The 22,922-nt window shown below is 60.4% G+C and carries 22 protein-coding genes; 9 read left to right on the top strand and 13 right to left on the bottom strand.

Annotation, left to right across the window (positions count from 1 at the left end; genetic code table 11):
* Positions 1-13 precede the first annotated feature (13 nt).
* From AC2CGQ_RS13445 to rppH, 8 genes are all read right to left on the bottom strand, one after another.
* Positions 14-370 carry a prepilin-type N-terminal cleavage/methylation domain-containing protein gene (locus tag AC2CGQ_RS13445; RefSeq protein WP_139831020.1) on the bottom strand — a complete coding sequence of 119 codons (357 nt, stop codon included), beginning with the start codon at positions 368-370 and terminating at the stop codon, positions 14-16.
* Positions 360-806 carry a YgdB family protein gene (locus AC2CGQ_RS13450; protein WP_156866529.1) on the bottom strand — a complete coding sequence of 149 codons (447 nt, stop codon included), beginning with the start codon at positions 804-806 and terminating at the stop codon, positions 360-362. Before AC2CGQ_RS13450 ends, AC2CGQ_RS13445 begins: the two co-directional genes overlap by 11 nt.
* Positions 803-1,381 (bottom strand): prepilin peptidase-dependent protein, encoded by a 579-nt coding sequence (locus AC2CGQ_RS13455; RefSeq protein WP_235363281.1) that lies wholly within the window; start codon positions 1,379-1,381, stop codon positions 803-805. Before AC2CGQ_RS13455 ends, AC2CGQ_RS13450 begins: the two co-directional genes overlap by 4 nt.
* Complete coding sequence (locus tag AC2CGQ_RS13460; RefSeq protein WP_048324802.1) at positions 1,375-1,878, bottom strand: prepilin peptidase-dependent protein; 504 nt, start codon at positions 1,876-1,878, stop codon at positions 1,375-1,377. Before AC2CGQ_RS13460 ends, AC2CGQ_RS13455 begins: the two co-directional genes overlap by 7 nt.
* A gap of 174 nt (positions 1,879-2,052) precedes the next feature.
* On the bottom strand, positions 2,053-2,847 hold the full coding sequence (thyA, locus tag AC2CGQ_RS13465) for a thymidylate synthase (protein ID WP_046899044.1): 795 nt from the start codon (positions 2,845-2,847) through the stop codon (positions 2,053-2,055).
* 7 nt (positions 2,848-2,854) lie between these two features.
* Positions 2,855-3,727 (bottom strand): prolipoprotein diacylglyceryl transferase, encoded by an 873-nt coding sequence (gene lgt / locus AC2CGQ_RS13470; protein WP_166445368.1) that lies wholly within the window; start codon positions 3,725-3,727, stop codon positions 2,855-2,857.
* A gap of 222 nt (positions 3,728-3,949) precedes the next feature.
* A complete protein-coding gene (ptsP, locus tag AC2CGQ_RS13475) occupies positions 3,950-6,196 on the bottom strand; it encodes a phosphoenolpyruvate--protein phosphotransferase (protein WP_484593722.1) in 2,247 nt (748 codons plus the stop codon).
* A 12-nt stretch (positions 6,197-6,208) separates the two neighbouring features.
* Entirely contained in the window at positions 6,209-6,736 is a 528-nt protein-coding gene (gene rppH / locus AC2CGQ_RS13480; protein ID WP_004931849.1) for an RNA pyrophosphohydrolase, read from the bottom strand.
* A 696-nt stretch (positions 6,737-7,432) separates the two neighbouring features.
* On the opposite strand from rppH, the gene mutH reads away from it, so the two are divergent.
* The 4 genes from mutH to AC2CGQ_RS13500 all read left to right on the top strand — a co-directional run bounded on the left by mutH (position 7,433) and on the right by AC2CGQ_RS13500 (position 10,555).
* Positions 7,433-8,119, top strand: a complete 687-nt coding sequence (mutH, locus tag AC2CGQ_RS13485; protein ID WP_166445370.1) for a DNA mismatch repair endonuclease MutH — start codon at positions 7,433-7,435, stop codon at positions 8,117-8,119.
* Positions 8,120-8,219: 100 nt separating this feature from the next.
* A complete protein-coding gene (locus AC2CGQ_RS13490) occupies positions 8,220-8,936 on the top strand; it encodes a TerC family protein (RefSeq protein WP_004931845.1) in 717 nt (238 codons plus the stop codon).
* Positions 8,937-9,090: 154 nt separating this feature from the next.
* Positions 9,091-9,309: a YgdI/YgdR family lipoprotein gene (locus AC2CGQ_RS13495; protein ID WP_004931843.1), complete on the top strand. Its 219-nt coding sequence runs from the start codon at positions 9,091-9,093 to the stop codon at positions 9,307-9,309.
* 205 nt (positions 9,310-9,514) lie between these two features.
* Complete coding sequence (locus AC2CGQ_RS13500; RefSeq protein ID WP_015378923.1) at positions 9,515-10,555, top strand: NADP(H)-dependent aldo-keto reductase; 1,041 nt, start codon at positions 9,515-9,517, stop codon at positions 10,553-10,555.
* 33 nt (positions 10,556-10,588) lie between these two features.
* On the opposite strand, the gene lplT is transcribed toward AC2CGQ_RS13500, so the two are convergent.
* The 3 genes from lplT to AC2CGQ_RS13515 all read right to left on the bottom strand — a co-directional run bounded on the left by lplT (position 10,589) and on the right by AC2CGQ_RS13515 (position 16,531).
* On the bottom strand, positions 10,589-11,773 hold the full coding sequence (gene lplT / locus AC2CGQ_RS13505) for a lysophospholipid transporter LplT (protein WP_004931838.1): 1,185 nt from the start codon (positions 11,771-11,773) through the stop codon (positions 10,589-10,591).
* Complete coding sequence (aas, locus tag AC2CGQ_RS13510) at positions 11,773-13,926, bottom strand: bifunctional acyl-ACP--phospholipid O-acyltransferase/long-chain-fatty-acid--ACP ligase (protein ID WP_103086262.1); 2,154 nt, start codon at positions 13,924-13,926, stop codon at positions 11,773-11,775. Before aas ends, lplT begins: the two co-directional genes overlap by 1 nt.
* 346 nt (positions 13,927-14,272) lie before the next feature.
* A complete protein-coding gene (locus AC2CGQ_RS13515) occupies positions 14,273-16,531 on the bottom strand; it encodes a molybdopterin guanine dinucleotide-containing S/N-oxide reductase (RefSeq protein WP_004931835.1) in 2,259 nt (752 codons plus the stop codon).
* Positions 16,532-16,752: 221 nt separating this feature from the next.
* Between AC2CGQ_RS13515 and galR the strand changes: the two genes are divergently transcribed.
* The 3 genes from galR to AC2CGQ_RS13530 all read left to right on the top strand — a co-directional run bounded on the left by galR (position 16,753) and on the right by AC2CGQ_RS13530 (position 18,584).
* Positions 16,753-17,772, top strand: coding sequence for an HTH-type transcriptional regulator GalR (galR, locus tag AC2CGQ_RS13520; protein ID WP_004931832.1), 1,020 nt, complete (start codon positions 16,753-16,755; stop codon positions 17,770-17,772).
* Positions 17,773-17,931: 159 nt separating this feature from the next.
* On the top strand, positions 17,932-18,276 hold the full coding sequence (locus tag AC2CGQ_RS13525; protein ID WP_004931830.1) for a type II toxin-antitoxin system RelE/ParE family toxin: 345 nt from the start codon (positions 17,932-17,934) through the stop codon (positions 18,274-18,276).
* A 5-nt stretch (positions 18,277-18,281) separates the two neighbouring features.
* Positions 18,282-18,584: a helix-turn-helix domain-containing protein gene (locus AC2CGQ_RS13530; RefSeq protein ID WP_004931828.1), complete on the top strand. Its 303-nt coding sequence runs from the start codon at positions 18,282-18,284 to the stop codon at positions 18,582-18,584.
* 27 nt (positions 18,585-18,611) lie between these two features.
* On the opposite strand, the gene lysA is transcribed toward AC2CGQ_RS13530, so the two are convergent.
* A complete protein-coding gene (lysA, locus tag AC2CGQ_RS13535; RefSeq protein WP_021505676.1) occupies positions 18,612-19,874 on the bottom strand; it encodes a diaminopimelate decarboxylase in 1,263 nt (420 codons plus the stop codon).
* A 133-nt stretch (positions 19,875-20,007) separates the two neighbouring features.
* On the opposite strand from lysA, the gene AC2CGQ_RS13540 reads away from it, so the two are divergent.
* The gene (locus AC2CGQ_RS13540) at positions 20,008-20,931 is read left to right on the top strand and encodes a LysR family transcriptional regulator (RefSeq protein ID WP_004931824.1); all 924 of its coding nucleotides are present in this window, start codon (positions 20,008-20,010) and stop codon (positions 20,929-20,931) included.
* A gap of 27 nt (positions 20,932-20,958) precedes the next feature.
* Here the strand turns inward: AC2CGQ_RS13540 and AC2CGQ_RS13545 are convergent, their stop codons facing one another.
* Positions 20,959-21,867 carry a LysR family transcriptional regulator gene (locus AC2CGQ_RS13545; RefSeq protein ID WP_049240061.1) on the bottom strand — a complete coding sequence of 303 codons (909 nt, stop codon included), beginning with the start codon at positions 21,865-21,867 and terminating at the stop codon, positions 20,959-20,961.
* 108 nt (positions 21,868-21,975) lie between these two features.
* Between AC2CGQ_RS13545 and AC2CGQ_RS13550 the strand changes: the two genes are divergently transcribed.
* The gene (locus AC2CGQ_RS13550) at positions 21,976-22,860 is read left to right on the top strand and encodes an MBL fold metallo-hydrolase (RefSeq protein WP_004931820.1); all 885 of its coding nucleotides are present in this window, start codon (positions 21,976-21,978) and stop codon (positions 22,858-22,860) included.
* Positions 22,861-22,922: the final 62 nt, after the last annotated feature.

Below are 22,922 nucleotides of genomic sequence, written 5' to 3' on the forward strand. Positions count from 1 at the left end.
GATACGTACCGGCTCAAAAACGGGCGCAATACCAGCGGCTCAGCGTCGCCCACTGCCGTTGCGGAGTTTGTACTCTGACCGTCAATCGGCGGCAATCACTCCCCGCATCGTCAAGTGTCGTCTCGCGCCGCCAGCCTTCCGGCAGCGGTTCAGCCTCGAGCCGACCGGTGACGGCGAACGCCTCCAACTGCTGATGCGCCATCACCCAGGCTTGCCGGTAGTGCCACTGGCGCTGGAACGACTGCAACAGCACCTGATGATACTGTAACAAACCCAGCAGCGACACCGAGAACAACAATGCCGCCACCAACACCTCCGGCAGGCTGAAGCCGTTGCGGGATATCCGCGCTGCCCGAGCGTTAGCCGTCACAGTCGGCCAACCTTTTCTCGGGGCAAAAATCCAACCGACCGCCCGGCTGTGCTTGCAACTTGCCAGCAGCCTCCGCGCCGTCAAAGGTGCCCCATTGATACAGCCATACCAGTTCACCGCCGCGCATCTCCCCAAGGCCGCGTATCGTCACCATGCCCGCTCTGGCAGACAGCCGGGCGCAGGCCGTCAGTTCCGCGCGCTGCCTGCATAACCAGGCCGCCGCACTCAGCTCGGCGCGCGGCCAACGCTGGAGCATGCCCCAACTCAGCGCCGAAGCGGCCTGATTGTAAGCCTGAAGGTAACGCTGCTGATCGGCGGCCAGTAACAGCGCGTTATCCAATTGCCGATGCTGAGCATTGAGCAACATCAGCCCCAGCGCCAACAGCAACATTACCGCCGCCAAAGTGCTGCCGCCTCGCTGGCTCCGCCGGTTCATGGCAACGCCGCCATTTCGACGCTCCCGCTCAGGCTACGCCTGATACGCGCATCGCCGACAGAGCGCCCCGCCAGAGTCAAACGGGCCAGCGCACCGCCATGCTCCCCGCGCTCTATCGCCACATGAAACCGCTCAATGCGCACTTCGTCACGATCGAGCAGCCGCTCCCAGCCGCCGCCATCGCATTGGCTCACGCCGCGCTGCCCTTCCAGGCCGCCATTGCGCAGCCGATAACCGAAATAACCTGCATCCTCGCCCGAGGTGAGCCATTGCCCGCTGCGGGTGATGTCGTAAGCGACGATAACGCAGCTGCCCGCCGCTTCTCCCGCCGCCTGGCCGATCAGCAGTGGGCGGCCGGCGCACTGCCCGGCACAGAAACCGGCACGGCGCAGGTCTTTCTCGATGCCGAACGCCAGCTGTCGCAGCGTTGACTCCAGCCGAAAATGCTGGCCGACGGCCACGTTTTGCTGACGCAACAGCGGGTAGGTTTTCGCGGCGCCGAGCACGATCACGCTGCCGAACACCAGCGCCAACATCACCTCCGGCAAGGTAAAACCGCGTTCGACAGTCAGCATGGCGCGATCCCCCTTATCCGGAGCCCTTCGCTGCACAAACGCAGCCGCCCTCGGGCGGACAGCACCAGCCGCAGGCCGCCTGCGTCGTTGCTGAGAAGGATGTGCCCCGCCTGCGCAGTATTGCGCAAACCATAAAACCCAATCTCTTTGCCGGAGTAGCCGCTCAAAACGACGTCGCGGTAAGACGGTGAGAAAACGGGACCCTCGGCGGAAGCGCAATCCGGCGGCGGCACACCGCCGCCCAGGCACCAGGGCGTGCCATTTTTGAACCACAGCAGCGTCGTGCGGTTACGCCAGTTGGCGTCCGCCTGCAGTCGCAGCAAAAACGCCAGCAGCTGTTGGGCCGTGTGTTCCAACCGCAGCGCTTGCTGATGATAGCGCCATTGCCCGACGCCCCAGCCGGTGAGCATGCCGGCGATCAGGATCGCCGCCAATAGCTCAATTAGCGTCATGCCCCGTTGGCGATCATCGATGTTCGAGAGAGTATTGTCGTTCATGCCGCCAGTGTAAGGGCCGTAACAACGCGGTAAAGCCACATGCGCAAGCGCTGCGGCAAGCTGCGCAATGTTTTCTCTACGACGGCAGACCGCGACAAAAAAATGCGGCGCGGTACGCAATGCGGATAAAAAAAGGGGCGCAATCGCTGCGCCCCTGGTGTGATGCGGTTAAGGTCAGATCGCGACCGGCGCCTTGATGGCCGGATGCGGATCGTAACCTTCGATCTCGAAGTCTTCGAAACGGTAATCGAACAGTGAAGCCGGTTTGCGTTTGATCACCAGTTTCGGCAACGGACGGGGTTCACGCGTCAGTTGCAGCTGAGTCTGTTCCATGTGGTTGCTGTACAGATGGGTATCGCCACCGGTCCAGACGAAGTCGCCGACGTCCAAATCGCACTGCTGCGCCATCATATGCACCAACAGCGCGTAGCTGGCGATGTTGAACGGCAGACCGAGGAAGACGTCGCAGGAACGCTGGTACAGCTGGCAAGAGAGCTTACCGTCCGCCACGTAGAACTGGAAGAACGCGTGGCACGGTGCCAACGCCATCTGATCCAGCTCGCCGACGTTCCAGGCGGAAACAATGATGCGACGCGAATCCGGATCTTGCTTCAGCTGCTGGAGCACGTTGCTCAGCTGATCGATCTGACGGCCGTCCGCTGCGCCCCAGGCGCGCCACTGTTTGCCGTACACCGGGCCGAGATCGCCGTTTTCATCGGCCCACTCGTCCCAAATGGTGACCTTGTTGTCACGCAGATAGGCGATGTTGGTATCGCCGTTCAGGAACCACAACAGCTCATGAATGATCGAACGCAGATGACATTTCTTGGTGGTCACCAACGGGAAACCTTCCTGCAAGTTGAAACGCATCTGGTGGCCGAAAATCGACAATGTGCCAGTGCCGGTACGGTCGGCTTTAGGGGTGCCCTCGGCGAGCACCTTGTTCATCAAATCCAGATACTGTTTCATTTGTCCCTCACGACAGTTGTTGCTGCGGGCGACGACGGTACGCCCAAATCATCATAATAACACCGGCCACCACCATCGGGATGGACAGGATCTGCCCCATGCTGATCACGCCGTCGAACAGGCCAAGCTGGGCATCCGGCTGGCGGAACGCTTCAACGATGATGCGGAATGCGCCATAACCGATCAGGAACAGGCCCGATACGGCACCCATCGGCCGCGGCTTGCGGATGAACAGGTTCAGAATGATAAACAGCACCACGCCTTCAAGCAGCAGTTCATACAGCTGGGACGGGTGACGCGGCAGCACGCCGTACTGATTCAGCAGCGGCATCAGAGAAGGGTCGGCGGCGGCGAGCGCCACGTCTTCGCTGCGCGAGCTTGGGAACAGCATCGCCCAAGGGGTGTCGGTGGTCACGCGGCCCCACAGTTCACCGTTGATGAAGTTGCCGAGGCGGCCGGCGCCCAAACCGAACGGGATCAATGGCGCGATAAAATCGGAAACCTGGAAGAAGGTGCGTTTGGTGCGGCGAGCGAACCAGAACATCACCAGAATCACCCCCATCAATCCGCCGTGGAACGACATGCCGCCATCCCAGACCTTGAACAGATAGAGCGGATTATCCAGGAACAGCGGCAGGTTGTAGAACAGCACATAGCCCACGCGGCCACCGACGAATACGCCCAGGAAACCGGCGTAGAGCAGGTTTTCCACTTCGTCTTTGGTCCAGCCGCTGCCCGGCTTGTTGGCGCGGCGCACCGCCAGCCACATGGCAAAAACGAAGCCGACCAGATACATCAGGCCGTACCAATGCAAAGAAACCGGGCCAATGGAGAAAATGACCGGATCAAATTTAGGAAACGCCAGATAGCTATTGCTCATCTATCACCACAACATGTCTGTTATTTTTCCCCATGCGGGGGCGGCAGGTGCCAAACGTCGGCGCAGGTTGTCACACGCCTTTCAAACGGCAGCGTTGACCGCTGCGGTTTGCAAGACGACGAACATGCGTCGCGCTGAGGTTGCGCATCATAACATAGGCTTAGCGCGGTCCGGGCCGGCAGCGCGGGAAAAGTTCTGTAAAAAAATCACACCGCGCGGCGGTTATCGGCCCCCGCGGATCAGCCCGCCCATGCCGCGCCGCTCCATAAACGCCGCCACCAGATGGCGCACTTCGGTGGTCATTTGGGTGTTCAACACCCGGTGCGCCAACACCTCCGCGTCGGCCAGGTCGATATGCCGCAGCAGGTATTTGATGCGCGCCACGCTGCGGCCGTTCATGCTCAGATTGCGATAGCCCATGCCCACCAGCAACAGCGCGCCCATGGGATCGCCGGCCAGCTCACCGCACAGGCTAAGCTGCAGCCCGGCTGCTTTCCCCTGTTCGGCGATCAGCTTCAGCACCTGCAGCATCGCGGGATGCAGGTTGTCGTACAGCGAGGCTACCCGCGTGTTGTTGCGATCCACCGCCAGCAGGTACTGGGTCAAATCGTTGGTGCCGACCGAGATGAAGTCGACGCGCCCGGCCAAATGCGGGATCAGGAAAATCATCGACGGCACTTCTAGCATCACGCCGATTTTCGGTTTCGGGATCGTGTAGCCAAGCACCTCTTCCACCTCGCGCCCGGCGCGGTCAATCAAGCGCTTGGCCTCATCGACCTCTTCCAGGCTGGTGACCATCGGCAGCAAAATGCCCAGGTTGCCGGTGCCGGCATTGGCGCGCAGCATGGCGCGCACCTGAATCAAAAAGATCTCCGGCTGATCCAGAGTGATGCGGATGCCGCGCCACCCCAGGCAAGGGTTTTCTTCGCTGATCGGCATATAGGGCAGTTGCTTGTCGGCACCGATATCCAGGGTGCGCAGCGTCACCGGCTTGCTCGGATAAAGCTGCAGCATGCCTTGATACTGCGCGACCTGTTCTTCTTCGGACGGGAAACCGCTTTGCAACATGAACGGGATTTCGGTGCGGTACAACCCCACGCCATCCACTCGGCCGCCCAACAGCTGTTCATGTTCCGGGCTGAGGCCGGCGTTCAGCATCACCTGGATACGCTCGCCGCTTTTCAACTGCGCCGGCTGCTCGACGTCGTCTTCCGCCAGCTTGCTCAGCTCCAGCTCTTCGCTGATCAGCCGTTGATATTCCTGCACCAACACCGGCTCAGGATCGACCAGCAGTTCACCGCGATAACCGTCGACGATCAGCAACCGCTGGCTGAGCAGAGAAGGCTGGATGTCGGCGCCCATCACCGTCGGCACGCCCATCGCACGCACCAAAATCGCCGCATGCGAGTTGGCGGCGCCGTCGCGCACCACCACGCCGACCAGGCGATCCTGCGGCACTTCGGCCAGCAATGTCGCGGTCAGCTCATCTGCCACCAGCACAAAACGCGCCGGCCACTGGGTGGCGCCCTGGGTGGTGTCGTCGAGGTGGAACAGCAGGCGTTGGCCCAGCGCGCGCAGGTCGCTGCCGCGCTCGCGCATATAGGTGTCCTGCAGTTTGGCGAACTGTTCGGCAAAGGCTTCTATCACCTGCTTCACCGCCCACTCCGCCACCGAACCGTTGTCGATTTCGGCGAACAGTTCGCGCTTGAGGCGAGCGTCGTTTAACAGGTGAGAATAAAGATCGAAGATCGCCGCGCTCTCTTTTTGCGAGCTGGCGGCAAAACGCTTGCTGAAACGGCGAAACTCCGCGCCGGCCTCTTCCAGCGCCAGCGTCAGGCGCTCGCGCTCGCTGGCGGTGTCCAGCGTCGACGCGCGGTAAACCTGATCGAGCGAAGGCTGGCTGCTGTCCTGCCACCCTTCCGCCACCGCCACGCCGGGCGAGGCCGCCAGCGCGCGCACGCGCGTTTGGCGATACTGACCGAAAATGGCGTTGAGCTGCGACTGTGACAGGATCCCGGCCATCTGCGTGGCCAGGGTGACCATGAAAGACTCTTCGCTTTCATCGAACTGGCGCAGCTCGCGCTGCTGCACCACCAGCACCCCCAGCAGTTGGCGCCGATGAATGATCGGCACCCCGAGGAAGGATCGGAAACGATCCTCTTTCACCTGCGGAACGTATTTAAAACTGGGGTGGCTTTGGGCATCAGCCAGGTTGATAGGCTCGGCTCGGCGGCCGACCAACCCGACGACGCCCTCGTCAAACGCCAATGCGATAGTGCGCCCACGCGGCTTTTTCAGCCCGCGCGTGGCCATCAGGTAGTAACAGCGGCGATCGTTGTCCGCCAGGTAGATGGAACACACTTCGGTGTCCATCGCCAGACAGGTTTCATTGACCAGCAGATCCAGCGCATCCGTCAGACTGGCCGCCGCGGCCACCTTCTCTACAATTTCTCGCAAGCGCGTGAGCATAGTCGGCTTAACTTAACCTCTCTTTCGGCGATAAGCGGGGGCCTGCCGCGGCGCCGCCTGCTCTTGCATCGGCATCACGGTCACGGCGAATTCTTTCATCACCCGGCGGTAGACGTCGCGTTTGAACGACACCACCTGGCGCACCGGATACCAGAAGCTCACCCAGCGCCAACCGTCGAACTCCGGCGTGCTGCTGCGCTGCATATTGATATCAGCGTCATTGCACAGTAGCTGCAACAAAAACCATTTTTGCTTTTGGCCGATACAAACCGGCTTTGTGTCCCAACGCACCAAACGTTTCGGCAATTTATAGCGCAACCAGTTGCGGGTCGAAGCCAGGATGCGCACATCCTTTTTACTCAGCCCCACTTCTTCGAACAGCTCACGGTACATCGCCTGCTCCGCAGTTTCGCCAGGGTTAATCCCACCTTGGGGAAACTGCCAGGAGTGCTGACCGTAACGGCGGGCCCATAGGACCTGCCCCTGACGATTACAGATTACGATACCAACATTCGGGCGGTAGCCATCATCATCGATCACCGGACTACCTCGATAAGCTTAAATTCGCATAGATGTCCTGATTGTTTCACACAAGCTACAGGCGGTAAACCACTGCTTTACGGCGCTGCGGGCCGGATAACATTGGGATAACTCACAGATATAGGCAAAGTTATAAACATACCCTAGCCTTTCAGACCGGTTTTATTCACTTTTTCTGTGGATAGGTGTGTGCAGAACTCGAGGGATAAGCCGGTAAAACTCTCGTCCCCTAAAATCCCCCCTCATACCTAAAAACAAATATTAAACTTAAAAACATACAGTTAACCAATATCCCACAGTGATTTACAGGGCAAAAATGTGATCTATGCACGGTAAGGATCTTACCCTGGCGAAAGATCCACCAACGCCGTTTTTATCCACAGATTATCCGGGCAAGTTACGCACAAAACGGACAAATTCGTAAAAATCCGCCTGAGTCAAGGCTGTAAATTGAACCAGTGATCGGTAAAAATTTGGGTTATCCCATAAATCTGTGGATAAATAGGTGTAAGATCCTGTTTATTGTCGGTGGCTTCAGGTGAACAAGCCCCGCAAGTGCATTGTCGCCCGCGTAAGGAAAGAAAAAAAGTCATGTAAAATCATGCTACTATTATTCTTTTCCCCAGGCGATAGCGGTTATCGCTCGCCGTGTATAATTGCAGTACGTTTTTCAACCAAATTCGACAGGCTTGATTTATGGCATTTTTATCCCCTTTGCCGCCCCCGCCGGAAAATGAACAGCAGCTGTTCGAGCGCGCTCAGGCGCTGGCCGGCTTCAGTTTTGGCGAACTGGCCGCCCGCGCGCAGTTGCCGATCCCCAAGGATCTGAAACGCGATAAAGGCTGGGTGGGCATGCTGCTGGAGCTGTACCTCGGCGCCATGGCCGGCAGCAAACCGGAACAGGATTTTCCTGAGCTGGGCATTGAGCTGAAAACCATTCCTGTCGACGCCGCCGGCAAACCGCTGGAGACCACTTTCGTCTGCGTCGCCCCGCTCACCGGCAACAGCGGCGTCACCTGGGCCAGCAGCCACGTTCGCCACAAGCTGGCGCGCGTGTTGTGGATACCGGTAGAAGGCGAACGGCAAATCCCGCTGGCGCAGCGCCGCGTCGGTTCACCGCTGCTATGGAGCCCGAGCCTTGCTGAAGAAGAGATGCTGCGCCGCGATTGGGAAGAGCTGATGGATCTGATTGTGCTCGGTCACGTAGAACGCATCACCGCACGCCACGGCGAAGTGCTGCAACTGCGCCCCAAAGCGGCCAACAACAAGGCGCTCACCGAAGCCATCGGCGAACAGGGGCAACCTATCATGACGCTGCCGCGCGGTTTCTATCTGAAAAAAGGTTTTACCGGCGCGCTGCTGGCAAGACATTTCTCAATCTAAGCGATTTCGTTTAACTCTGGTTTAGCTAAACCTGTCAGCGCCACGATAAACGCGTATAATTCACGCTTTGCATTTATTAAGTATTAAGGTGTGTCGGGCAATGTTCGAATGGATTATGGATCCCAATGCCTGGTTAGCGTTAGGTACGCTAACCATTCTTGAGATCGTACTGGGTATTGATAACATCATTTTTCTGTCGCTGGTGGTGGCGAAGCTGCCCAAAGCGCAACAGAACAAAGCTCGCCGAATGGGCTTGGCCGCCGCCATGCTGATGCGCCTGGCGCTGCTGGCCTCCATCGCCTGGGTGATCCGCTTGACGCACCCGCTGTTCACCGTGCTGGATCACGCCATTTCCGCCCGCGATCTGATCCTGCTGCTGGGGGGACTGTTCCTGATCTGGAAAGCCAGCAAAGAGATCCACGAAACCATCGAAGGGTCGGAAGAAGAGCACCACACCAAGGTGCACAGCTTCTTCGGCGCGATCGTACAGATCATGCTGTTGGATATCATCTTCAGTCTGGATTCGGTGATTACCGCCGTGGGCCTTTCCGATCACCTGTTCATCATGATGGCGGCGGTGGTGATTGCCGTCGGCGTGATGATGTTCGCCGCCCGGCCGATCGGCGAATTCGTCAATCGCCATCCGTCGGTGAAAATGCTGGCGCTGGCGTTCCTGATCCTGGTGGGCTTCACGCTGATGCTGGAAAGCTTCCAGGTGCACGTGCCGAAAGGCTACATCTACTTCGCCATGTTCTTCTCCATGTCGGTAGAAGCGCTCAATCTGATGCGCAGCAAGAAAAATCGTTCGCCGGAATAACCCTGCGCGGAGGCCGCCATCGGCGGCTTCCGCCGTTTCGTTGCCCCCTCATTTCAGTTTTTCTTATCAGATAAAGACTTATCTGAGACGTCCCCGGCCAAGAGTTTGCTAATCTTGAAAGAATATTGTTTTTGCATAATCGAGGATCCGCAGGATGAAAAAGTGGGTAATGGCAGTGTCTGCGCTAGTGATGGCGGCCGGTTTGGCGGGATGTTCCAGCGACTACGTCATGGCGACCAAAGACGGGAACATGATCCTGACGCAAGGCAAACCAGAGATCGACGAAGACACCGGACTCATCAGTTATAAAGACGAGAAAGGCAACCACCGCCAGATCAACGGCGATCAGGTTTCCCAGGTTATCGAACGCTAATCACCGCTCGCCGGCTATCGCCCGTTCAAGCGCGGTAGCCCTCATTCGTCTCCGCACTGAATCCGCTTCCCCCATCTTCACCGCTTGGTTATAGTCAGGAAAGGCGACATCGCCGCCCGACGGACTTTGCGCCGTCTTCTGAATTGGGCTCCTGTTTCACCGGGCCGCGCGGCCCGTCAGCGCTAACAAGAAAGGAAGGCCGTTAATGCAATACCACCGTATTCCCCACAGTTCTTTAGAAGTGAGCGTGCTGGGACTGGGCACCATGACCTTTGGCGAACAGAACAGCGAAGCCGACGCCCATGCGCAACTGGACTATGCATTGGCCGCAGGCGTGAACCTGATAGACACCGCCGAACTGTACCCGGTGCCGCCTCGCCCGGAAACCCAGGGCCTGACCGAGAGCTATATCGGCAGTTGGATCAAGGCGCGCGGCAATCGCGAAAAAATCGTCCTGGCCAGCAAAGTTTCGGGCCCGGTACGCGGCACCGACAGCAGCATCCGTCCGCAGCAGGCGCTGGATCGCAAAAACATCCGCGCCGCGCTCGACGCCAGCCTCAAGCGGCTGAACACCGATTATCTCGATCTTTATCAATTGCACTGGCCGCAGCGTGCTACCAACTGCTTTGGCAAACTCAACTATCAATACACTGAGGACAAAGCTACGGTCACGCTGTTGGAAACGCTGGAAGCGCTGACCGAGCAGGTGCGCGCCGGCAAGATCCGCTATATCGGGGTTTCCAATGAAACGCCCTGGGGCGTGATGCGCTACCTGCAGCTGGCGGAGAAACATGAGCTGCCGCGCATCGTGTCGATTCAAAATCCGTACAGCCTGCTGAACCGCAGCTTTGAGATTGGCCTGGCCGAGATCAGCCAGCACGAAGGGGTGGAACTGCTGGCCTATTCCAGCCTGGCGTTCGGCACCCTGAGCGGTAAATACCTCAACGGCGCAAAACCGGCCGGCGCGCGCAATACGCTGTTCACCCGTTTCAACCGTTATTCAGGGCAGCAAACCCAGTTGGCGATCGCCGAATACGTGGCGCTGGCCAAAAAACACGGGCTGGATCCTTCGCAGATGGCCTTGGCCTTCGTGCGTCAGCAGCCGTTCGTCGCCAGCACTCTGCTGGGCGCCACCTCGGTGGATCAGTTGAAAATCAACCTCGACAGCCTCGACGTGATTCTGGATGAGGACGTGCTGCAGGCGCTCGAAGAAATCCACACCCGGTTTACCATTCCGGCGCCTTGATAGCCTGAGGGCGCAGCCTGGCTGCGCCCCGTTTCACCGCCGCTGAGACCACCACAATGCGCTAATCGCCAGCGCAAACACCACGCCAAACCCTACGCCGACGCCCACCACCGGCACGCCCAGCTTCACGACCAAAGAATACAGGCCCAGCATCAGCAACATGGCGGCGTTTTCACCCAGGTTTTGCACTGCGATCGCATTACCGGCGCCGACCGAATGTTTGCCCCGCTCCTGCAGCAACGCATTGAGCGGCACGACGAAGAAGCCCCCCAGCATGCCGATGAGCGCCAGCAAGACGTAGGCATTGAGCATGGTCGTTTGCAGCGCAAACACCGCGACCGCGATGCCGATAAGGATCCCGGCCGGCATGCAGCGTTTCACCGTCTTCAGCGTGACGAAGCGCGCGGCGGCACCCGCGCCCAACACGATGCCGACGGCCACCATGGCGTTCAGCAGCGTCGGCGTGGCGTTATCGGCGATGCCAAGCGCCACCGGCACCCACAGCACCAACAGAAAACGCAGCGTCACGCCGGCCCCCCAAAACAGGCTGGTGCCAATCAATGAGAAACGCGTCTGCCCATCGCGCCATAATGTGACGCAGGCGGTAAAGAAACTGTTCGTCATGGCCCGCGGCCGCCATGAAGCCCCTGGGCGCGCCGCCGCCAGACGTGGAATATACAGGTTGGCGACCACCGCCCCCGCGTAAACCAACGCGCAGGCCGCCAGCGCCGCGACCACGTGCCAGTCCGCCAGAATACCGCCGGCCACCGAACCGGTCAGAATGGCGGCGATGGTCGAGGCCTCCATCAGGCCGTTAGCCTTGACCAGCTTCTCGCCGCTGGTGATCTCGCCCAGAATGCCGTATTTGGCCGGAGAATACGCGGCGGCCCCCACGCCGACCAGGCTGTAACCCAGAAACGGGTTCCCCCCAAAACAGATCACCAATGCCCCCGCCAGCTTCAGCGCGTTGGCGAACATCATCACCCGCCCTTTGGCGAAGCTGTCGGCCACCTGGCCGACAAACGGTGCCAGGATGATGTAGGTGGCGACGAAGGCCATCTGCAGGATCGGCTGGCTCCAGTCCGGATACAACTGCTGCTTGATCAGCGCCAGCGTGGCGAACAGCAACGCATTGTCGCCGAACGCCGAGAGGAACTGCGCGCTGATCACCGCGATCATGCCACGTGACAACAAAGGGGATTCGGTCGAAGGATTCATCAGGCACTCTCCGGCTGTTCAGCCATATGACGCAAGGTGACGAAATCAGGTTTGCCGCTGCCGAGCACCGGCAGCGTTTTCAACAGGCGAATATCGCGCGGCACCGCCAGCTCCGGGCTGCCCAGCTCGCGCGCCACCCGCAGCAATGCCTCGCGGGTAATGGCGGGATCGGTGGTGAACAGCACCAGTGCCTCGCCTTTGCTGCTGTCGCTTTTGACCGTGGCGGCATGCAGTTTTTCCGGCGACAGCCGTTGCGCCAGCAGTTCGACGCTCTCCAGCGACACCATCTCGCCCGCCAGCTTGGCGAAGCGCTTCACGCGTCCGCGAATGGTGCAGTAACCCTGCTCATCCAGGCTGACGATATCGCCGGTATCATACCAACCCGGCTGCAGCACACCGTTCGCATCTTCCGCCGCCGGCGGTTCCAGCTCACCGGGACGTTCAACCCGCAGGTAGCCTTTCATGATATTCGGCCCCTTCAGCTGCAGGCGGCCGCCGTTATCGATGCCCGGCACCGCGATCAAACGCGCCTCCATCTGCGGCATGATACGGCCAACGGTGCCCACCTTGGTCGCCAGCGGCACGTTGATCGACACCACCGGCGCGCACTCGGTCACGCCATAGCCTTCCAGAATGCGGATGCCGTATTTATCCTGATAGATCTGTTTGGTGCTGTCCGCCAGTTTCTCCGCGCCGGCCACCACATAGCGCAAGCGGGCGAAATCATACGGATGCGCGAAGCGCGCATAGTTGTTGAGGAAGGTCGCCGTGCCGAACAGTACCGTGCAGTTACGGTCATACACTAACTCCGGCACCACGCGATAGTGCAGCGGGCTGGGGTAGAGGAAAATGCGGCTGCCGGTGAGAAGCGGCGTCAGCAGCCCCACCGTCAGGCCGAACGAGTGGAACAGCGGCAGTGACGACATGAAGCGGTCGCGCGGCGTGAAATCGGCGATGGTGCGGATTTGTTCTACGTTGGCCAGCAGGCTGGCATGCGAATGCACCACGCCCTTGGGGTGGCCTTCGGAGCCGGAAGTGAACAAGATCAGCGCCGCGTCCTCCGGGCGTTGCGGCAACATCGCGCGCTGCGGTTGCAGCAAGTGCCGCAGGATCCACAGCTTGTCCGCCAGCGTAACGGTGTCTTTCAGATCCTCCAGATACACCCAGTTGGCCTGCGTCACCTGCTCCGGCAGATGGGTCAGCTTGCCCTTCTCCAGGAACTGGCGCGAGGTGACGATGGTCTTGATGCCGGCGGCGGTCATCGCGCTGTTCAGGCCGTTGGCGCCGGCGGTGTAGTTGAGCATCGCCGGAATGCGGTTGCGCAGCGAAGCGCCGAAGATCGCCGCCGCGGTGATGGTGGCGTTGGGCAACAGCAGCCCGACGTGCTCCCCTTCGGCGGTAAAGCGCTGCAGAATGCGGCTGACGCCCAGCGATTTCTTGATCAGCGTTTGGTAGCTGTCCTCTTTGAAAGCGATGTCTTCGATACAGGGCTTGCGGTGCCCATAGCGCTGCTGCGCCGCCAGCAAGGCATGGAACAGCGTCTGCGGTTCGCGCGTCTCCATGCGCGCCCGCATCATGATCTGCATCAGCCGATCGCCCGCCAGCGCCCGCCGCTCTCGCGCACGCGGAGCCTCCGGCATCGGCAGCGTGGTCGGCGGCAAGATGCGGATGCTGATTTGCGGAAACCAGCGGATCTTGAACACCCCGGCCATGCGGCCGAACGGGCTGAATTCGGGGCCGTCGATCCGCACCGGCACCACGGTGGCGCCCGATTTGGCGGCGATAAACGCCGCGCCGTCGTAGATTTTCATCAGCGCGCCGGTTACGGTGATGCGCCCTTCAGGGAACACCACGATCGGCCGCCCCTGTTCGACCATGCGCACCAGTTGCTTGATGGCCATCGGCTTGGTGGGATCGAGCGAGACGAAATCGATGTAAGGCCGCAGCCAGCGCATAAACCAGCTCTCGCCGATGCTGGCATAGACCGCAAACACCGGTTTTATCGGCAGGAACAGCGCCAGCAGTACGCCGTCGAGGAAAGAGACGTGGTTCGGCGTAATCAGCAGTTTTTGCCGTTCGAAGTGCTGGACGTCCCCTTCGACCCGTACCCGAAACAACAGGCGAAACAGCGCGCGCAGCAGTGAAAAGATCATGCCCTTCTCCCTTGGCCATGGAGGCGTAAATCGTTGTAGGGAAAAGAATACTATATGGCAGGCAAAAAAAAACCTACGCATCCGCGTAGGTTGGTGCAATTGAAAATGGCTTCAACATACAGAGTATGCTGATTTCTCACCAATCAATACCTCTGGGATCACCTACTCTAGAGAGATGGCATGCAGGAAACTACCGCCGAATCGCAAGAGTTCTGCTCCAAATGCAACCAGCTGTAAATTTCCCGCGATCTGCTGTAATAACTCAATGAAACTTAAACCTTCCCGCAGCGACGAAAAAATAAATATAACAACGACCGAGCCAGTGACCCAGACGTGAAATCTTCACTCATCGCGCGCTGACCTCGACCAGGCAGCTCATGGCGTTCGGCCCCTGCGTCAGCGGCGAGGTGCCGATATCCAGCGTCAGCACGTTCGGGTTGCCCGCCTGCTCGACCGGCCGGCGCTGCGCGTCGAAACCCGGCTCGAACCAGGCACCGGTCGCCATCAACACCACGCCGCGCGTCACGCCATCGGTGAGCGATACCCCCGCCAGACAGCTGCCGCGCGCATTGCTGACCAGCACTTCGGCGCCGTCCGCCACGCCGCGCGGCGCCGCATCGTCCGGATGCATATACAGGGTTTCGCGCCCGGCGGTCTTGTTGCCCTGCGCCAGCGGCGCCGGATCCATCTGGCTATGCAGGCGATCGCTCGGCTGAATGGAGATCAGGTGCAGCGGCCAGTTTTTGGCCTGCGGCGCACCCAGCCACTCCACCGGCGGCCGCCACTGCGGATGCGGAGCGAAATCTTCGTAGCGATAGCCGGCGATCCGCTCGCTGAACAATTCGATCTTGCCGCTGGGCGTTTGCAGCGGGTTAACCTGGGGATCGGCGCGAAACGCGTCAAAAAATACAAACTCTTTGGCCGGCGCGGGCAGCTCGACATAGCCCCGTTGCCAGAACGCCTCAAACTCGGGCCAGGCGACGCCGGCGCGCTGCTGCGCCGCGCCGCATTGCCGATAGATAGCTTCGATCCAGGCGCGCTCATCGCGGTTTTCGGTAAAGCGCTCGCGATAACCGAGACGCTCGGCCAGATCGGCGAAGATATCGAAATCGTTGCGCGCCTGATGCTGCGGCGAAATGGCCTGATGCATCGCCAACACGTAGCGATCGCGCGACGAGCCGCCGATGTCGTTGCGTTCCAGCGAACTGGTGACCGGCAACACGATATCCGCCATTTTGGCTGCCGCCGTCCACCAGATATCTTGGACGATCACCGTATCCGGCTTCTGCCAACCTTCCACCAGTCGGTTCAACTGCTGATGGTGATGGAACGGGTTGCCGCCGGCCCAGTGCACCAGATGGATATCCGGATAATGCCGCGTCTCGCCGCAAAATTGATAGGCTTCGCCGGGGTGCAGCAGCATGTCGCAGATGCGCGCCACCGGGATCGCCAGCCCGGCCGGGTTATCCCCTACCGGCATGGTCGGCGCGGGGGTATCCACGCGCGGGTTGCCGACGCCGTTCATTGAGCCATGGCCGAACGAAAAACCGCCGCCCGGCAGCCCCACCTGACCCAGCATCGACGACAGCGCGATCATCATCCAGTACGGTTGCTCGCCACGATGCGCGCGCTGCACAGAGTAGGAACAGGTGATAAAACTGCGCACGCCGATCAGCTGCCGCGCCAGCAGCGCTATGCGCGCCGTCGGAATGCCGGTGATGGCGCTGGCCCAGGCCGGCGTTTTCGCCACGCCGTCGCTCACGCCGTTCAGGTAATCCGCCAACTGTTGATAACCCACGCAGTGGCTGTGCAGGAAGGCTTCATCCTGCGCGCCCAGCCGCTGGATTTCGTAAGCCAGCGCCAGCATCAGCGCCACGTCGGTATTCGGCCGGATCGGGATCCATTCCGCATTGACGAACTCGGGGCAATCATCGCGCATCGGGCTGATGTTGACCACCGGCGTACCCTTGCGCGCCAGCTTTTGCAGCCAGGGCTTGAGCGCATGTTCCGCCGCGCCGCCGGAAGAGACCTGAGCGTTTTTCAGCGCCAACCCACCAAACGCCACAAACAGCTCGCAATGCTCCACCACGCTCGGCCAACTGGTGACCCGCCCGGTCAACGGCGAGAAAGTGCCGATCACATACGGCAGAAAGAACTGCGCTGCGCCCCAGCTGTAGTTGCCCTGCTGATCGACCCCGCCGCCGCCGCTGAAATAGAATCGCCGCACCAGCGAGCGGGCATGGTGCAACCGCCCGGCCGACGACCAGCCATAAGAGCCGGTAAACAACCCGGAGGCGCCGTAGCGCTCGCGCACCCGGCGATTCTCCTGCGCCACCAAATCGAGCGCCAATTCCCAGTCTACCTCGACGAAATCTTCCCTGCCGCGCAGCGTACGGTCGCTGCCCTCGCGCTTTTGCAGCCACGAGCGGCGCACCGCCGGCTTGCGAATGCGTTTGTCGGAGTAAACCATCGGCGCGATGGAATCGAGCAGCGGAGAAGGGTCGGGATCGTCGACGAAGGGTTCACAACGGATAAGCCGGCCGTCTTCAACCACGGCGGTATAAGCGCCCCAATGGGCGAGCTGCGGATAGCGTTTAATGGACATGGCGTTCTCGGCGCAAATCGGAATGCACAGACGTTACCTCAAGCCCACCGCCGGTGCCAACGTACAAATTGCGCTATCGTTCGGTAGCAGTTGGTTATGCGTACAGACTCGAAGAGATTCTGCAACCGCCGCCACAAGTTGCGCACGAGACCGCTTGCAGCCCCGGTTTTTTTCCGCAAAACTGGGGGATGTAAGCGATTACCCAGGATGTGTTGACTGATATGGCTACGATAAAGGATGTTGCCAGGCTGGCGGGGGTTTCCGTGGCCACGGTATCCCGCGTGATAAACAATTCCCCCAAGGCCAGCGAAGGGTCGCGCACCGCGGTGCAGGCCGCGATGGAACAGCTGCAGTATCACCCTAACGCCAACGCTCGGGCGCTGGCGCAGCAATCCACCGAGACGCTGGGGCTGATCGTCTCCGACGTTTCCGATCCCTTCTTCGGCGCGATGGTCAAAGCGGTCGAGCAGGTGGCCTACGCCACCCACAATTTTCTGCTGATTGGCAACGGTTACCACGACGCCGAAAAAGAGCGTCAGGCGATTGAACAGCTGGTGCGGCACCGCTGCGAAGCGCTGGTTGTGCACGCCAAAAGGCTGAGCGATCAGGAACTTTGCGGCTGGATGCAACAGATCCCGGGCATGGTGCTGATCAATCGCACGCTGCCGGGCTTCGAAACGCGCTGCGTGGCGCTCGACGATCGCTACGGCGCCTGGCTGGCAACCCGTCATCTGATCCAGCAAGGGCATCAGCGCATCGCCATCATCTGCTCCACCCACCAGATTTCCGACGCCACCGACCGGCTGCAGGGCTATCTCGACGCGCTGCGGGAACACGGTATCGCGGTGGATGAAAAGCTGATCGCCTATGGCGAACCGGACGAAATCGGCGGCGAACAGGCGATGACCGAATTGCTCGGCCGCGGCCGTTCGTTCTCCGCCATTACCTGCTACAACGATCCGATGGCCGCCGGCGCGCTGTCGGTGCTGAGCGATAACAGCGTCGACGTACCGGGGGAAATTTCGCTGATCGGTTTCGACGACGTGCTGATTTCGCGCTATCTTCGGCCGCGCCTGACCACCATTCGCTACCCGATCGTGGCGATGGCCACCCAGGCGGCGGAGCTGGCGCTGGCGCTGGCCAACCGGCAACCGCTGCCGGAAATCACCAACATGTTCAGCCCAACGCTGGTGCGCCGCCACTCGGTCGCCACCCTCAACAACGCACACGAACAGCCGTAATTCCCGCCGCCGCATGGGTGAGCCGTCACCCATGCGCTCAGATTGCGCAGCCCGCCGCATTTCCCGCTTTTGGATTTTTTCCGCTCCCAGCGTTCGTGCATATTGTTGACACAATAACCTTTACACTATATAGCATAAACACTATATTCGGAGCGCGTCATGTGGCAAGTGGTGACCGTCGAACGGTTTGACGACTGGTTTTTGGCGCTCAACAACGCCCAGCAAACAAGCATCCTGGCGGCGATCTACAAATTGCAGACGTTCGGTCCGCAATTGGCGCGGCCGCATGCCGATACGCTGCATTTTTCCGACGCGGTCCGGCAGTTGAAGGAGCTGCGCATTCAACATCGCGGGCGCCCTTTCAGGGTGTTTTTCGCCTTTGATCCACAGCGGCAAGCGGTATTGCTGTGCGGCGGCGATAAAACCGGCGACAAACGCTTTTACCAGCGCATGTTGCCCATCGCCGCCATGGAGTTTTCACATTATCTGGCAACCCGGAGGTAGTGCAGATGGCCAAACCTTTATCCCAACTGATCGATAAACTCGATCCCGCCGTCGTTGCCGCCGCCAGGCAAAAAGCGGACCAGGAGATTTTCGAGCTGCGGCTGGCGATGCTGAGGGAAGAGTTGGCGGTTTCTCAGGTTGAATTGGCGAAGCGGCTCGGCATCAGCCAACCCTCCGTCGCCAATTTGGAAAAGCGCGGCAGCGAAATCAAACTGTCGTCGCTCAAACGCTATATCGAGGCGATGGGCGGCACGCTGTCGCTGGATGTGCAATTGCCCAATGGCCAGCACCGCCGCATGACGCTGTGAAGCGGGCGCCAGGCGCCCGCCCGCTGATCAGATAAGTTCCAGCGCGATCAGCTCTTCGATGGTTTGGCGGCGGCGGATCAAACGCGGCTCGCCGTTTTCGAACAGCACTTCAGGCAACAGCGGACGGCTGTTGTAGTTGGAGGACATCGACGCGCCGTAGGCGCCGGTATCGTGGAACACCAGATAATCGCCGATCTGCACCGGCGGCAGCTCGCGAGTTTCCACGCCGCCGCCCGCCTGCTGGGTAAACACGTCGCCGGATTCGCACAGCGGCCCGGCGATCACCGTGTCGCGCAGCGCTTGCCCCGAGGTATCGCGCCCATCGGCCGGCAACAGCGAAATATGGTGGTAACTGCCGTACATCGCCGGGCGCATCAGATCGTTAAAACCGGCGTCCACCAGCACGAAGTGGCGGCTGCCCATGTCTTTTACCGCCCGCACTTCGGCCACCAAGACGCCCGCTTCCGCCATCAGGAAACGCCCCGGTTCAATCTCCAGCTGCACCGGATGCCCCAGATGCGCGGCGATGCGTTCACGCGCCCGGTTCCACAAACCGAAATAGTGTTCGGTATCGATCGCCTCTTCGCCGTACTGATACGGGATAGACAGGCCGCCGCCGGCGGAAATGGCGCTGATGTCATGACCGAGATCGATCACCTGCTGCACCATCGCATCGCAGACCCGCTCCAGATGCTGGTAATCGACCCCGGAACCGATGTGCATATGCACGCCGATCAGCTTCAGGCCGTAGCGGCGAATTTTCTCCACCGCCTGCGGCAGGTCGGCATACCAGATGCCGTGCTTGCTGTTCTCGCCGCCGGTGTTGGTTTTCTGGCTGTGGCCATGGCCAAACCCCGGATTAATGCGCAGCCACACCGGATGCCCTGCGGAAACCTGGCCGAGCTGATCCAGCATGTCGATGGAACCGGCGTTAACCGGGATCTTCAATTCGCTGACGCGCGCCAGCGTGGCGTGATCCAACACGTCCGCGGTAAACACGATCTCGCTCGGTTCGCCGCCCGGTTGAAAACCGGCCTGCAGCGCCCGTTCGATCTCGCCCAGCGACACCGAATCCACCTTCACACCCTGCTCGCGCATCAAGCGCAAAATATGAATGTTCGAACAGGCCTTCTGCGCGAAACGAATGGTGTCGAAGTGGCGCAGCTGAGCGATGCGCTGGCTGATGATGTCCGCATCATAGGCCCAGACCGGGCAACCGAAACGCTGCGGCAAGGCCAGCAGGTTAGCGGCGTTCAACGCGGTGGAGGTGTCGTGCAACGGGCGTGGCATGGCGATATTCCCAATTCGAAAATGACGGCAGATAACGCCATAGTGCCGCACGCTGAATCGAGTGGAAAATATCTATTTAGCCGTAGTCTATTCATTTATGATATGGCTTTCTCTACAGTCGAGCGGCCTCGCCATGCACAGTATCTCTTTGCGGCAGATCGAAATCTTTCGGGCGGTGATGACCACCGGCAACCTGACCGAGGCGGCAGCCCTGCTGCAAACCTCGCAACCGACCGTCAGCCGCGAGCTGGCGCGCTTTGAAAAGCTGATTCGGCTGCAGCTGTTCGACCGGGTGCGCGGGCGTTTGTCCCCCACCGTGCAAGGGTTACGGTTGTTCGAAGAGGTACAGCGCTCCTATTACGGCCTCGATCGCATCGTCAACGCCGCCGCCGGCATCCGCCAGTTTCAGCAGGCGCAGCTGTCGATCGTGTGTCTGCCGGTATTCTCCCAATCGCTGCTGCCGGCGGTGTGCCAGCCCTTTATCGAACGTTATCCGGAAGTCAGCTTCAGCGTGATCCCGCAAGAGTCGCCGCTGCTGGAAGAGTGGCTGTCTGCCCAGCGCCACGATCTCGGGCTGACGGAAACCACCCTCACGCCGGCGGGCACCGAACGGGTGACGCTGATGACGTTGAACGAAGTGTGCGTGCTGCCGACGGGCCACCCGCTGCTGGTAAAAGACCAGCTGACGCCGCAGGACTTCGCCGGGCAGAACTTTATCAGCCTGTCGAGCACCGACAGCTATCGTCACTTGCTGGATGCGCTGTTCGGCGAACAGGGCGTCGAGCGCCGCATGGTGATGGAAACGCACAGTGCGGCGTCGGTGTGCGCCATGGTGAGAGCCGGCGTGGGGGTGTCGATCGTTAACCCGCTGACGGCGCTCGACTATGCCGGCAGCGGCGTGCACGTGCGGCCGTTCAGCATCGACGTGCCGTTCACCGTCAGCCTAATCCGGCCGCTGCACCGCCCTTCATCGGCGCTGGTCACGGCCTTTGTCGACCATCTGCATCAGCAGGCGGCACGCTTCTCCGCCCGGCTGGCCGCCGCTGTCAGGCGCTGAAAGCGGCCAGGGAATATTGCCGAGACCTTAGCGCAGCGTCGCCTGCCACTGCGGATCGGTGGCGAACCACTCCACCAGAAAGTCCAGCATGGTGCGCAAGGTGGCGGGCATCTGGCGACGCGAGGTGTAGATGCCGTAGATGCCCATCGACTGCGGCCGGTAATCCGGCAACAATTCGACCAGTTCGCCGCTGGCCAGCAGCGGGGCCGCCGAATAATAGGGCTGCATGGAAATGCCCGCGCCCTGCACCGTGCCGGCCATCAACACCACCGACTCGTTGGCGCTCAGGTTGCCGCTGACCGCCACCGCCGATTTCACCCCCTGAGCATCGAAGTGCCACAGGCTTTTGCCGAAATAGGAGTAGGTCAGGCAGTTGTGCAACGCCAGATCCTGCGGTTGGCGCGGGGTGCCGTGTGCCGCCAGATACACCGGCGCGGCGCACACCACCGATGCGCAGGTGGACAGCGGACGGGCGATCAGGTTGGGATCCAGCTCGTTGGTGATGCGCAGCGCCAGATCGATGCGCTCTTCCACCAGGTTCACCGCCCGGTTGTTCATCTGCAGATCGACCGCCACCTGCGGGTGACGCTTCAGATACTGAGCGACCGCCCCCACCAGCGCCGTTTGCCCGAGCGACTGCGAACAGGTAATGCGCAGCAGGCCGCGCAGTTCGTCGCTCTGCCCTTCCTCCACCAGGTCGATCTCCCCCGCCAGCGCCAGCATTTGTCGGCAACGTTCCAGAGTACGCTCACCGGCATCGGTCAGACTAAGCTTACGGGTAGTGCGGTGCAGTAAACGCGCCCCGGCCCATTGCTCCATCTGCGCCAGGTAGCGCGTCACCATCGCGCGCGACATCTCCAGCGTTTCCGCGGCGGCGATCATGCTGCCGCGATCGACGATGGTGACAAAAACTTCAGCGGCGGTAATGCGATCCATGATTAGTCCGATTTATGCAACGAATAATTGCTTATTATCCGGTTTTTCTATCGCTTTATGCAACCTAACATCGTTACAACATTAACCGATACCTAAGGACCTCTGCCCATGTTTAAGAAATCACTGTTAACTCTGGCCTTCACCGGCGTCGCCACCCTGAGCACTTACGCCACCGCTGCCGATACCCTGACCATGGAAGTGTATAACCCGGGCGAGAAAAGCGTGTTCCCGGTGTCTTCCGAAATCGTCAGCGGCCAACACGAAGTGGCGCTGATTGACGCTCAGTTCCAGCGTAACGATGCCGAAGAGCTGGTGAAAAAGATCAAGGCGACCGGCAAGAAGCTGACCACCGTTTATATCAGCCACTCAGACCCGGATTTCTATTTCGGTCTGGACGTGATTAAGGCGGCCTTCCCGGAGGCGAAAATCATCGCTTCGCCAGGCACCATCAAGGACATCAACGCCACCAAAGACGGCAAAGTCGCCTATTGGGGCCCGATCCTGAAAGACAACGCGCCGAAAACCGTGATCGTGCCGCAGCCGCTGCAGGGCGACAGCTTCACCATCGACGGCCAGAAAGTGGAAGTGAAAGGCCTGAACGGCCCGACCCCCGATCGCACCTTCGTGTGGATCCCGGCGCTGAAAGCGGTCGTGGGCGGCGTCGCGGTCGCCGGTGACAATATCCATCCGTGGATCGCCGACAACCAGACCGTGGAATCGCGCCAGCACTGGCAGCAGACGCTGAAAAACATCGAAGCGCTGAAGCCGCAGGTCGTCGTGCCGGGCCACTTCCTGCCGGGTGCCGCACAGACGCTGGCATCGGTGCACTTTACCCAGAAATACCTGACCACGCTGGAAGCCGAACTGCCGAAGGCCAAGGATTCCGCCGCGCTGATTGAAGCGATGAAAAAACACTACCCGACGCTGAAAGACGAATCGAGCCTGGAACTGAGCGCGAAAGTGCTGAAAGGCGAGATGAAGTGGCCGCAATAAGCGCCCCTGCGTGATTGAGCCAGCCCTGGCGTCGCGGCGAGCTGCCGCGCGCCAAGCGAGGA

The sequence above is a fragment of the Serratia sp. DFXYC6 genome (genome assembly GCF_057196085.1).